The organism is Gilliamella bombicola (genome assembly GCF_900094945.1).
GTDB classification, from domain to species: domain Bacteria; phylum Pseudomonadota; class Gammaproteobacteria; order Enterobacterales; family Orbaceae; genus Gilliamella; species Gilliamella bombicola.
This window is the reverse complement of record NZ_FMAQ01000010.1, coordinates 38,859-52,610: the sequence shown is the minus strand read 5'-3', so window position 1 is coordinate 52,610 and position 13,752 is coordinate 38,859. Positions and strand designations below refer to the sequence as shown.

Sequence of the window (13,752 nt, the reverse complement as noted above, 5' to 3'; positions counted from 1 at the left end):
TACATTGTCATGATTAATATTTGCTTATTTAGCCTTGGCAATTTGCGCTTTTAGCATGGCTAGGCGACTTTGTCCTTGTTGCATTTTTTTTTCAGGAGATAGTTCGTTGCGTTGTTCTTGCCATGCCAAGTCATCTTGTGGCAGTTCTAATAAGAATCGACTTGGTTCGACTTGTATTGTCTCTCCAAATTGTTTACGTTGTCGGCTAAATGAAAATGTGAGCTCTTGTTGAGCTCGAGTAATGCCTACATAGGCTAGGCGACGCTCTTCTTCAATGTTGTCTTCATCAATACTGTTTTGGTGGGGTAATAAGCCTTCGGACATGCCCACCAAATACACATAAGGAAACTCTAGCCCTTTCGAAGCATGCAGTGTCATAAGCTGAACTTGATCGAGCTCTTCTTCGGTTTCATTGCGTTCTAGCATGTCTCGTAAGGTGAATCTGGCAACAGCTTGTTCAAGTGTCATAGCTTCGTCAATATCATCGCCTTTTAACATATCATTTAACCAGCTAACTAGCTGTTCAACATTGCGCATACGCATTTGGCCTGATGCTGGGGATGTGGATGTTTCATAAATCCAGCTTTCATAATTGATACCATGCAGTAGTTCATAAATCGCGTCCATCGGTTCATGATGTGATTTTTGAATAAGCGTATCAAACCAATGGATAAATACCTGTAGCGATTCCATGCGTTTGCCAGATAGTAGTTGAGTTAACCCCATATCATGACTTGCCTGATATAGGCTAATACCTCGGTGATTTGCCCACTCCCCTAATTTTTGAATGGTTGCTGGGCCAATTTCTCGTTTTGGTGTGTTAATAATGCGAATAAACGCATTATCATCATCAGGGTTAGTTAATAACCGTAAATAAGCCATTAAGTCTTTGATTTCAACACGTGCAAAAAACGAGGTTCCGCCCGATATTCGATACGGTATTCGGTATTGCATTAGCATTTTTTCAATAAGACGCGCTTGATGATTACCACGATACAATATGGCATATTTTCCGTATTGGCTATTATTCGTAAAACGATGACCAATAAGATCATTAATAACTTTTTCGGCCTCGTGTTCTTCACTATCGGCTGAGATGATTCTAATAACTTCACCATAGCCAAGCTCTGAAAAGAGTTTTTTTTCAAATATATGTGGATTATTTTCGATTAAGATGTTGGCAACTTTTAAAATACGACCCGATGATCGGTAATTTTGTTCGAGTTTGATTACTTCTAAATTTGGGAAGTCCTGTTTAAGAAAAACTAAGTTTTGTGGACGTGCACCTCGCCAAGAGTAGATTGATTGATCATCATCGCCCACCACAGTGAATTTAGCCCGGTTGCCAACAAGTAATTTGATAAATTCGTATTGGCTAGTGTTAGTGTCTTGATATTCGTCAACTAGCAAGTAACGAACTTTGTTTTGCCACTTTTCGCGGACTTGTTCGTTGTTTTTTAATAATAGCGTAGGTAGTAAGATCAGATCATCAAAATCTAAAATACTACACGATTTTAGTTGTTTTTCGTAAAGTTGATAGCAGTGTGCAAAGAGCTTTTCTTTGTTAGTTTGCGCCCTTGCCATGGCAGTGGTTGAGTCGATAATGTCGTTTTTCCAATTTGATATAGTGGCACGTAGTTGGTTGATAAGGTCTTTGTCATTATCTAACCATTGTTGTGTGAGCTCTTTTAATAGTGCAGTTTGGTCATGATCGTCAAATAATGAAAAGTTCGACTTAATACCAAGGTGTTTATATTCTTTGCGGATAATATCTAACCCTAAAGTATGGAATGTCGATATTTTTAGCCCTCTAGCTTCTTGTTTGCTGAGCGATTGAGCAATACGTTCCTTCATTTCACGTGCGGCTTTGTTGGTAAAAGTGACGGCAATAATGTGGCGTGGTAAATACTCTTTAACACGAATTAGGTAAGCAATTTTGTTGATGATAACCCGAGTCTTTCCTGAACCTGCGCCAGCTAATACAAGACAAGGGCCTGAAACATATTCGACAGCTTTTTGTTGACTTGAATTTAAACGCACTGAATAAAAACCATTATGAAAAATGTGGATTAGTATATAACGATATACTAGTTGCGTCCAATTATCATCAATATTTATCGATCATAACCGCTAGTTTTTGTCATCTACTTGATGAATGTTAAAGCCTGTTCAACAACGTCAACACCCGCACCTTTTTTGTGGGAATTTTCGCTCAAATAACGTCTCCATTGCCTTGCACCTTTGCGTCCATTAAATAACCCTAAGGTGTGGCGCATGATATGATTTAGCTGTACACCTTGTGTCAATTGCTGTTCAATATAAGGATAAAGTGCCCGAATTGCTGATTTAGGTTCGATTGTTGGAGAGTTTAATCCAAAAATTTGTGCATCTATTTGAGTCAGTAATAGTGGGTTTTGATAAGCTTCTCGCCCAACCATTACACCATCAACATACTGTAGATGGTACTTTATTTCGTCAATGGTTTTAATACCACCGTTAATCGCGATAGTTAAGTCGGGATAATCTTGTTTAAGTTGGTAAACACGCTCATAATCGAGCGGAGGGACTTCTCGGTTTTCCTTTGGGCTTAACCCTGATAACCATGCTTTACGTGCATGCACAATGAATGTATTAGTATAGGGCATGACTTTTTCAATAAATTGACATAAAAATGCATAGCTATCGAAATTATCAATGCCAATTCGGGTTTTTACTGTGACGGGAATATCAACCTGATCTTGCATTTGTGCAACACAGTCTGCAACTAAATCGGCTTTTCCCATTAAACAAGCACCAAACATGCCATTTTGTACACGATCGGATGGGCAACCTACATTTAAATTTATTTCGTCATAACCACGTTCTTGTGCTAATTTTGAACATTGTGCTAATGCTTTAGGATCGCTACCACCTAGTTGTAAGCTGACTGGATGCTCTTCATTATTGAAAGCTAAATAATCCCCTTTTCCAAATAAAATCGCGCCAGTGGTCACCATTTCGGTATAGAGTAATGTTTGTTTAGTTAAAATTCTATGAAAATAGCGGCAATGCTTATCGGTCCAATCAAGCATAGGGGCAATGGAAAAACGATTTAGACTTGAACTATTATGCAAAAAAACCTCGACATCAATTAAAAATTTGTTATTTTACTCGACGTTTTCAAATAAAACCACAATATAAACAATAAGAATGGATACAAACCAAACAAGTATCTCAATATACGGCTATTTTAAATATTTTTAATTACATCTGTCGCTTCAATACTACTTTTTATAATACCATGCCAATTATTATTACTTTATACGGTAGTTATTACTAATAATCGTTACAACTTATTACCTTTTATATGTATAAAATTAAAATAGGTAAACAAAAATCAAAAACCTCGTTAAATAACGAGGTTTTTGATTAAGAGTCTGAGTCAGGATTATCATCATCAGATTTTTTATCAATCGGGTCTGATATACCTTGTTTATTCATTTCTTCTAATGATTTGGAACCGTCTAGTTCTGATGCTTTAATATCTTTTACTAGGCCCATTTCATCAAAATAAACAGCATAACTTCTTTGGCTAACGTCACCATGCTGAGGTTGTTGGCGAAAAACATAATACCAAACATTATCACCAAAAACAGAAGTTAACATTGGTGACCCCATAATAAACACAACTTGTTCTTTACTTTGACCTACTTTTAATAGATCAAGAGCATCTTGTGTCACATAATTACCTTGGTTGATATCCGGTCTATATATCCAATGCTCAACAACCGAACAACCAGTTAGTAAAACACTCGTTACAATTGCAAAGGCGGTAAATTTACGAAACAGCATCTAACTTTATCCATTAAAAAAATAATAGGCTATATTATCGCTGATATTTTGCCTGAGTGCTAGCCAAATTGATAAATTCTTTAGCAATTAGCTAATAATCAAATTACCATCAAGTAATGATACGAATTATCACTTGACTTTTACCCTTGTATCCACCAACTTAATACAGTCATGATAGACGCTTTTTTTAAACAATTAAGGTACAAAATGAAACTAGAAACAATAGATCAAAAAGCAAGTTATGCCATTGGATTACAAATTGGGCAACAATTGAAAGAATCAGGCTTAAATAATTTAGAACTCAATGCATTAAAACAAGCAATGGAAGATGTTTTAGCCGGTAATCCGCCTGCACTACCCTTGCAAGAATTACATGATGCACTACGTCATGTACACGAACAAGCAACAAAAGAAAAAGCCAAACAAGCAGAAAAAATTGCTCAAGCAGGTAAAGATTTTCTTGCCAAAAACCTTGATAAAGATGGCATTAAATCGACTGAATCTGGTTTACAGTATGAAATCATCAAACAAGGTGATGGCGCTTTACCTAAAGCAACAGATCGCGTTCAAGTCCATTATACGGGTCAATTAATTGATGGCACAGTATTTGATAGCTCAGTAGAGCGTGGACAACCGGCTGAGTTTCCTGTCAATGGCGTAATTCAAGGCTGGGTTGAAGCGCTCCAACTGATGCCTGCAGGTTCAAAATGGCGTTTATATATTCCTCAAGAGTTAGCCTATGGTGCTCAAGGTGCTGGTGCATCAATTCCACCATACAGTGCATTAATATTTGATGTTGAATTAATAAAGGTTTTATAAGTAATAATGGACGCTACTTGGCGTCCATTTGTTTTAAACTATTATTGTTTAGGAAGAAGATAGGAGCTAAATGCCGCCAGTAACAATAAAATACTTGCCGTACCAAACGCAACTAAATGAGTGTGTAAATGATCGTAAGCCCATCCTCCTAACCATGAACCAATCATCGCACCAATTTGATGCCCAAAATAGGTTAATCCAGAAAGTAATCCTACGATTTTTACACCATAAATATCTGCTGTAATGGCCCCAGACATTGACAGAGCGCCAGCCCAAACCAAACCACCCACTGCTGCAATAGTAAAAAGCTGCCATTTAGTTGATGCTAAAACAAGAGCAATAAAACCTAAGCCTCGTATTAAATAAACCATCATCAAAATGTTTTTTCGTTGTACTATATCAGATAGATAACCCAAAACTAAGGTACTAAAAATAGCGACTAAACCAATCAAACCAATACCATTAGAACTGGTGATAGGATCAAATCCATGATCGATAAGCATTGGGACACCGTGTGTTCCTAATAAATTCATACTAAAGCCACAGGTAAAAAGCCCAAAACTCAGTTGCCAAAATGGACGTGTTTTTAACACATCTATAAGTTTGATACTAGGCTCTATTTTTTGATTGATAACAGGCTCTATACTAGAATTTTCGATCTCAGATTGATTATCTTTCATAATAAACAAAGCAATAGGCAAGGCGATAATCATAAAAATCACAGCAAACGAAATTAGCGTTGTTTGCCATCCATAAATAGGAATGAAGAATGCAAAAACAGGTAACATCACAGCAATACCTGCCATACTTCCTGTTGATAAAATAAATAAGGCCAATCCTCTGCGTTTAATAAACCAACGCGCTACAATAGGCGTAAAGCTAACTGACCCCACAAAAGAAGTACCAAAAGATAATGCAATACCGAAAGATAGTAAAAAGCTCCAATAATCAGTTGAGTTAGCTGACCAAACTGTCGAGAGAATAATAATGATCGTGCCTAATATTAGGACAAAACGAGTGCTATATTTGCCCACTAAATATCCGGCTATTGGCATTGCGATACCTGAAAAAAGCATGCCTATAGCAATAATGCCAGAAAGGACGCTACGACTAAACCCAAGATCATTTGCAATGGGGAGGAAAAAAACACCCATACTCATTCTCAACCCACTAGAAAGCAAAGTGAGAAAAGATGCTGCAATAACGATATTCCAACCAAAATACCACGGAGATCGCATAATAACTCCTGTTTATTTTTTATAGAAAACGGATCAAAAATTGTAGCATTTAAGTTTAGCTGATGTGTATAAGTTATTTATTTTCCGCTATAATATTTATTTATCTACATTCACAAAAAGTTAAGGAAAGTTATATGTCAACAAACATGATTCGTATTGCGATAACTGGCGCTGGTGGCAAAATGGGACGGCAACTTATCCAAGCTGTTTCGCAAATCGAAGGGGTTACCTTAGGTGCAGCATTTGAACGAGCAGGTTCATCATTAATTGGTAGTGATGCTGGTGAACTTGCAGGGATCGGTATGTGTGGCATTAAAGTCACCGATAATCTAGCACAAGCTAAAGACCTATTTGACGTACTGATCGATTTTACCCGACCTGAAGGCACCCTTGAACACTTAGCTTTTTGTGTTGAAAATAAAAAAATGATAATCATTGGCACAACTGGTTTTGATGATGCAGGTAAACAAGCTATTGCTGATGCAGCTAAAAACATTGCCATTGTATTTGCCGCAAACTTCAGTGTCGGTGTTAACTTAGTGCTGAAATTATTGGAAAAAGCCACCAAAATTATGGGCAGTTATACTGATATCGAAATTATTGAAGCGCATCATCGTCACAAGGTTGATGCGCCGTCTGGTACAGCATTAGCCATGGGTGAAGCAATAGCAGATGCACTTGATTGCAACTTAAAAGAGCGTGCAGTTTACTGTCGCGAAGGTCACACAGGGGAAAGACCACAAGGCGCTATCGGCTTTGCAACTATCCGAGCTGGGGATATAGTAGGAGAACATACCGCTATTTTTGCCGATATTGGTGAACGTGTTGAAATTAGTCATAAAGCATCCAGCCGTATGACATTCGCTAATGGTGCTGTACGAGCTTCACTCTGGCTTGCCAAACAACCTGTTGGTTTATACGACATGCGTGATGTCCTAAATCTCAATAATTTGTAATTTGAAAATGTCAGATGAAATTTGGATGCGCCGTGCATTAATGCTTGCTAATCGTGCCGAATCGATAGGAGAGATCCCGGTCGGTGCGGTGATTGTTGATGAAAATAATCAAATTATTGGTGAAGGCTTTAATCAACCCATTAGTAAGCATAATCCCACTGCTCACGCCGAAATACTAGCTATTGAACAAGCGGGTAAATTTTTGAATAACTATCGCATAATTAATACAACCTTATATGTCACTCTTGAACCTTGTATTATGTGTGCTGGTGCCATTATTCATAGCCGTATTAAACGTGTAGTATATGGTGCACGTGATTACAAAACTGGCGCAGCAGGTTCTTTTATCGATATTCTTGCTCAGCAAGGCATCAACCATTATGCAGAAGTGACAGGCGGAGTACTAGCTAACGAATGTAGTACTATTTTGAGTGATTTTTTTAAAAAACGGCGCTTACAAAAAAAAGTGACTAAAAATTGTTGTCAAAAAGTTTCAGGTAACTAGGTGTTTGAGTATAAAATACGAAAATCTATTCCCATGTTAGTTTAATAAAAAATGGGTTCGCTTATTCTTTTTACCAAGGAAAATTGCTAGAATCTCATTTAATTTTTTAAAAATTTAATTTGAGCATTATTAATGAAAAAACACACATTAGAAATGATGATATCTACTGATGATATCCAAAAGCGCGTGATTGAACTAGGTCAACAAATTAGTCAAGATTATCAACATAGCCAAAATGAACTTATTTTAGTTGGTCTTTTACGTGGCTCTTTCATTTTTATGGCCGATTTGAGCAGAGCAATTACCGTTGGACACGAGGTTGATTTTATGACAGCGTCAAGCTATGGTAATGCTGTTATTAGTAACCGTGATGTTAAAATATTAAAAGATTTAGACGAAGATATCCGTGATAAAGATGTATTGATTATCGAAGATATTATAGATACGGGTAATACACTTAGCAAAGTTATGGCTATTTTAAAATTACGCCATCCTCGTAGTATTGAAATTTGTACACTACTAGATAAGCCTTCACGGCGCGAAGTGAACGTTCCAGTGAAATATATCGGATTTTCGATTCCTGACGAATTTGTCGTGGGTTATGGTATTGACTATGCTCAACACTACCGTCACTTACCTTATATTGGTCATGTCACTTTACTTGAATCTTAATATTATACGAGGTGTATGTGTCGCGATTTTCCTGTTCATTAGGTCTACTGTTAGTGATGACAGTAACATCAAGTTACGCTGACATGAAATTATCCATTAAAGGATTATCAGGAGAATTAGCTGACAATGTCAATACACGTGTTTCATTAATTTCCCCCAATAAAGTGGTTGATACGCCCGCTTTTAAGCGGTATTTTGAAAGTGAGGTACAAAAAGCACTACGCGCATTAGGTTACTATTCGCCAACTTTTGAATATAATGCACAAGATCCCAAAGTCCTTGTCGTTAACATATCACCAGGGGATCCCGTATTAGTTGAGCAGCTCAATGTCAATATTACAGGGGATGGACAAAAAGATCCCGATTTTGAATATTTGCTAAAAAATAATTTACCCAAAATTGGCGATGTGTTAAATCATGGCATTTATGAGTCATTTAAGAAAAGCCTGCAAAATTTATCACTAAGAAAAGGTTACTTTGATGCCGATATGCCTAAACATCAATTAGCTGTTTCGACAGATGAAAATAAAGCCTTTTGGAATATTGATTACACTACAGGTAAACGTTATCGATTAGGTAAAGTCACTTTTCATAACGCCCAAATCCGCGACGATTATTTAGCAAATATTGTGCCATTTAAAGATGGTGAGGAATATACAGCCGAACAATTGTCATTATTAAATAGACGCCTTACCTCAACAAACTGGTTTAATTCAGTGGTTGTTGTACCTGACTTTCCACATTTAACAAAAGACAAAGTTTTACCTATTGATGTTGAAACCTCGCCTCGCAAAAAAAATAATATGGACTTAGGTTTAGGCTTTTCAACAGATAACGGTGTACATGGGAAAATTGGTTGGAACAAACCTTGGATTAATAGCCGAGGACAAAGTTTTCAAAGTAACTTATCGCTATCTTCACCAGAACAACTGGTCACTATGAGTTACAAAATTCCATTAAAAAAATCGCCTCTTGAGCAGTATTATACCATTCAAAGTGGTTATAAAAAAATAGATAATAACGACACCTACTCACGTTCTTATACGTTTGGAGCATTGCGCAACTGGGATAACTTTTATGGATGGCAAACGGCACTAGGTTTTAATCTGTTACGTGATGATTTTACTCAAGGTGATGCAAGTTTCAAAACATTTTTGTATTATCCATCACTTAGCTTATCAAGAATCCGCTCTGATGGTGATTTATTAGCAATGTGGGGGGATTCCCAACGTTATTCTGTCGAAGCCGCTGGAGAATCATTAGGGTCAGATATTAATTTAGTTCGCTTTCAAGCTCAACAAGCTTGGATTCGTTCACTACATAAGTCACATCGATTTATTGCTCGTGGTAATTTCGGTATTATACAAGCGAGCAATTTTGATCGAGTTCCACCATCTTTTAGATTTTTTGCGGGTGGTGAGCGCAGTATTCGTGGTTATAGCTATCAGTCTATTTCACCTAAAGATAAAAAAGGCAAATTAAAAGGTGCCTCTAAACTCATCACTGGTTCAATTGAATACCAGTATAATTTATCAGGTCCATGGTGGGGAGCTGCCTTTGTTGATACTGGCGAAGCCATAGACAAAGTTGATACAACCAAATTTTACACAGGAACAGGATTTGGCATTCGTTGGGCTTCGCCTGTTGGGCCAATAAAAATCGATTTAGCAACACCATTAAACAAAAACACCGGTTCTATTCACCTATATATTGGTCTAGGAAGCGAGTTATAATATGGCTAAAAATTTAGTTAGAATAAAAAAAGTAAAAAAATTAAAACAGATACGTAAATGGAAAAAGCGAAGCATAGCCATTTTATCTGTTATCGGCTTTCTAATTGTTTTTGTTATCTTGTTTATATATACCAGTCTTGGTGTAAAACTAACTACCTATGTTTTAAATAAATTTCTACCTGAGCTAAAGATAGCTCAAATTGAAGGCACATTACATAATCTGCATATACAAGGACTTTCGCTTGAATTACCGAATGTTAATGTTCAAGTTAATGATGCTTCATTTTCATTAGCTGGACATTGTTTATTAAAAGCCCAAGTCTGTGTAAGTCAATTTAATGCCGATGGTGTAAAAGTTTCAATTAATACTGGACAAATAGATAGTTCGCCTAGCGAAGAGCCCAGCACAGAAAAACGTTTTGAACTCACAACACCGTTACCTATAGATCTTAAAAATACCCACTTAACAGATATAAAAGTCACCGTTGATGATATGCAATTTGGTATGTCCGACTTTACTGGTAAAGCAACGTGGATTAATAATCAAATTTATGTTTATCCAGCTGTAGCAACAGATTTAAGCGCTATTTTTGCGGATAATAAAACAACCAATTTACCTGTTGAAGCAACAAACGAAGATATCGCTCTTAATGAAAAAATCAGCCAACTTTTTAATCAACCACTGATTGATTCGTTACCTCAAGTTAATATTCCATTAAATATTAATGTAACAAGTTTAACCGGTAATAACTGGTTATTACATATGGGAGGGCAAGATTATCGATTCAATAATGTTATAATTCAGACTAATATCGTCAATAGTCGTATCATTGTAAAACAAGTCGATACAGATGCTACCACCCCTTACGCAAGCGGACATGCTTCGGTTTCGGGCGAAATTACATTACATGACGACTGGCCAGTATTAGCATTAGTGAAAGCAAATACCGAACAAAACCAATTCGATGCACAATTTTCAGGTAAATTGCTTGGAGAGCTATTAACTAACGCAACTCTTGATGGCTTGAATCAAATAAAAATAAATGGGCGCATCAATTTTATAGAAAAATACTTGCCTATCATGACTCACCTCGAAGGTAAGCATATTCAATGGCCAATTGAAGGACAAGCGCAATATGAATTAAATGATTTTTCTGCATCAATAGAGGGTAACGTGCAGCAGTATCAAATGTCAGCTAAAGGCCATATAAAAGGAGATGAATTAGCCAACACGATGTTTGATATTGCCGGTACAGGCACCAATCAAGGTGCAATGATCGACCATGGAATAATTAAATTACCCCAAGGTGAAATTAACATAGCAGGAACTGCAAATTGGCAACAAGCCCTGCAATGGGATACCAACATAAAACTCAATAACGTTGATATCACCAAAGAATTGCCAAATTATCCAGTTCGATTAAACGGTCAATTGAAAACAACAGGCTCGCTAGAAAGTGATAAATGGGCGTTTAATTTGTCCGGTTTACAATTAAAAGGTAATATCAATCACGCCGATTTTTTTGCATCAGGTAATCTATCTGTTAACTCTGAAAATAAAGCCACTGCAGATGATTTTGCGATTAAATGGGGGAAAAATCAGCTAAATTTAAATGGCTCAAGTGAAAGTGGCAATTTACTTGCGAACTTAAATTTCGAATCACTATCGTTATTGATTGATGGCATGCAAGGATCTGTTGCAGGTAATATTAAACTCAACGGTACTGCTAACAATGCCGCTATTGATACCAATTTATCGGTTAACTCATTTTCTTTTGACACAATCAAAGTGGCTAAAGCTAATCTTGTTGGCAAAGTTCGGTATAAAAACCAATTAAGTGGCAATATCAAGCTCACTGGTCAAACAATAGAGCTACCAAGCCAAATCATCAAAAAAGCAAATATTGAGTTATCAGGCAGTGAAAATCACCATACTTTAACGGCAAATATTGATGGTGATCCAGCATCATTGACGACTTCGTTAACAGGGCAACTTGATAAAGATCGCACAAAATGGAGCGGGACCATTGCGCATGCTCTACTTAATTTAGGCAAAAACAATAATTGGCAACTTACTAAATCGTTGGACTTATCTTATGACATAAAGAATCAAATACCAGCCATTAATGCCCATTGCTGGATAAATGAAAAGTCAACTATTTGCCTTGATAAACAATTTTCGCTAACTAAAAACACCGATACAAGTATTACGTTAAAAGAAATTAATCTATCTAAACTACCAATACCTAACGATGGTGAAACCAAACTTACTGGTAATGTAAATGGCAAAATAATCATACAATTTAAAAATGACAATAAAATACCATCAATAAAAGCGAATATAACCAGTCGTGATGTTTATATTCAACAAATTGTTACCTCACAGTCGTTGCCACTGCCTTTCGATCTTTTTAAGATTGATGCAGAATTTAATGAACAACAAGCTAAATTAGATTGGATTTTTGGCCTAAATAAACTAGGAAAAATTAGCGGAAATATAGTGATAACAGATCCAACCAATCAAAAAACATTAAGTGGCCAATTAAATATCGATCATTTAGCGTTAGCAATTATTAATCCATTATTAGACAGTAAAGATTATGCTAAAGGTGCCATTAATGGTACGGTTAAATTTTCTGGATCACTAAATGACCCATTGCTAACTGGTACTATTAGCTTGAAACATAGCGAAATACAATCAAGCCAATTACCCATTGACGTTAAATCAGCTAAGTTTGATATCAATTTCAATGGAAAATCATCCACATTAAAAGGTGTTTTAACCACTCAAGCAGGTAACGTTAATATTAATGGTAATGCCAGCTGGAATACCTTAGATAAATGGCAAGCTTCGCTAACAGTTAATGGTGCAGCCATGGAAGTTTCGGTGCCTCCAATGATTGTTATGACCATTATTCCTGATATTAAAATCAATGCAACACCAGACGAATTAACGTTATTAGGAAAAGTAAGTATTCCAAAAGGTAAAATAACGGTTGAATCGCTACCCTCATCAAGCGTTGATGTTTCGCCAGATGAGGTCATGCTTGGTGCAAATCGAAAAGAAATTAAGGCCCAAGAATTTGGCATGAAAATCAATGGACATATTGAAATTAATATTGAGGATAAAGTGACTGTCGATGCCTTTGGATTAAATGCATCGCTTAAAGGTAATTTAATTGCAACACAAACCAATAAAGGACTCGATCTACATGGAGAGATTTCAATTCCAACAGGTCGATTCCATGCCTATGGGCAAGACTTGATTATTCACAAAGGTATCATCACATTTTCAGGTGCAACCGATCAAGCTATGCTCGACATTGAAGCAATCCGCAATCCAGAATCAATGGAAAATAATAACATCATGGCGGGGATTCGTGTTACAGGATCGTCGGAATCACCTAAGATTGAAGTGTTTTCAGATCCTGCCATGTCACAGCAAGAAGCCCTTTCCTACTTAATTCGAGGTCAAGGACTTGATAGTGCGGAACAAAGTGATAGTGACATGATGACCGCATTACTCGTTGGTATTGGCACAGCAAAAACCGGTAAATATATTGGTGATATAGGTAATGCATTTGGTATCAAAAATCTAACGCTTGATACGCAAGGTGCGGGTAACAATTCTAAAGTTGTGGTTAGCGGGTATATATTACCTAACTTACAACTAAAATATGGTGTCGGCATTTTTGATTCATTGGCAACGTTTACTTTACGTTATAGGCTTATGCCGAATCTTTATTTAGATGCAGCATCAAGCTTAGCGCAAACATTGGATCTGATTTATCAGTTTGATTTCTAACATTACCCCAAAGGACTCTATGCCCATTACCTTATGCAGAACCCCAATGGAGTAAAATGCTAACACCAGCCTAGCTAAAGCGTGCTAACTGATGCTTTAGTTAGGCTGTATATCAGATTATGCCATTTCAGTGATAAAATAGTGCTATCAGCATTTATTTTTGTCCAATGGTACATAACCTCATAACACCAAA

At 36.6% G+C, this 13,752-nt stretch carries 10 protein-coding genes; 6 read left to right on the top strand and 4 right to left on the bottom strand.

From position 1 onward, the window contains the following. Positions 1-24: 24 nt before the first annotated feature. The 3 genes from rep to bamE form a co-directional block, all read right to left on the bottom strand. Complete coding sequence (rep, locus tag GA0061081_RS08385) at positions 25-2,040, bottom strand: DNA helicase Rep (protein WP_091349671.1); 2,016 nt, start codon at positions 2,038-2,040, stop codon at positions 25-27. 104 nt (positions 2,041-2,144) lie between these two features. Continuing rightward, a complete protein-coding gene (gene dusA, locus GA0061081_RS08380) occupies positions 2,145-3,071 on the bottom strand; it encodes a tRNA dihydrouridine(20/20a) synthase DusA (RefSeq protein ID WP_091349765.1) in 927 nt (308 codons plus the stop codon). A 337-nt stretch (positions 3,072-3,408) separates the two neighbouring features. Then, a complete protein-coding gene (gene bamE / locus GA0061081_RS08375) occupies positions 3,409-3,831 on the bottom strand; it encodes an outer membrane protein assembly factor BamE (RefSeq protein WP_091349668.1) in 423 nt (140 codons plus the stop codon). Between the two features lie 207 nt (positions 3,832-4,038). Between bamE and bamJ the strand changes: the two genes are divergently transcribed. Then, complete coding sequence (gene bamJ / locus GA0061081_RS08370; RefSeq protein WP_091349665.1) at positions 4,039-4,650, top strand: BamJ family beta-barrel-assembly machinery protein; 612 nt, start codon at positions 4,039-4,041, stop codon at positions 4,648-4,650. 41 nt (positions 4,651-4,691) lie between these two features. Here the strand turns inward: bamJ and GA0061081_RS08365 are convergent, their stop codons facing one another. Beyond that, positions 4,692-5,888: an MFS transporter gene (locus GA0061081_RS08365; protein ID WP_091349662.1), complete on the bottom strand. Its 1,197-nt coding sequence runs from the start codon at positions 5,886-5,888 to the stop codon at positions 4,692-4,694. Between the two features lie 134 nt (positions 5,889-6,022). Here GA0061081_RS08365 and dapB point away from each other — a divergent pair, with 134 nt between their 5' ends. From dapB to tamB, 5 genes are all read left to right on the top strand, one after another. Next, positions 6,023-6,844, top strand: coding sequence for a 4-hydroxy-tetrahydrodipicolinate reductase (dapB, locus tag GA0061081_RS08360; protein ID WP_091349658.1), 822 nt, complete (start codon positions 6,023-6,025; stop codon positions 6,842-6,844). Positions 6,845-6,851: 7 nt separating this feature from the next. Further along, positions 6,852-7,349: a tRNA adenosine(34) deaminase TadA gene (gene tadA / locus GA0061081_RS08355; protein ID WP_091349654.1), complete on the top strand. Its 498-nt coding sequence runs from the start codon at positions 6,852-6,854 to the stop codon at positions 7,347-7,349. Positions 7,350-7,481: 132 nt separating this feature from the next. Further along, positions 7,482-8,021 (top strand): hypoxanthine phosphoribosyltransferase, encoded by a 540-nt coding sequence (hpt, locus tag GA0061081_RS08350; protein ID WP_085247860.1) that lies wholly within the window; start codon positions 7,482-7,484, stop codon positions 8,019-8,021. 11 nt (positions 8,022-8,032) lie between these two features. Continuing rightward, positions 8,033-9,754: an autotransporter assembly complex protein TamA gene (gene tamA, locus GA0061081_RS08345; RefSeq protein ID WP_425337794.1), complete on the top strand. Its 1,722-nt coding sequence runs from the start codon at positions 8,033-8,035 to the stop codon at positions 9,752-9,754. A 1-nt stretch (position 9,755) separates the two neighbouring features. After that, complete coding sequence (gene tamB / locus GA0061081_RS08340) at positions 9,756-13,559, top strand: autotransporter assembly complex protein TamB (protein ID WP_091349647.1); 3,804 nt, start codon at positions 9,756-9,758, stop codon at positions 13,557-13,559. The last annotated feature ends 193 nt before the right edge of the window (positions 13,560-13,752 follow it).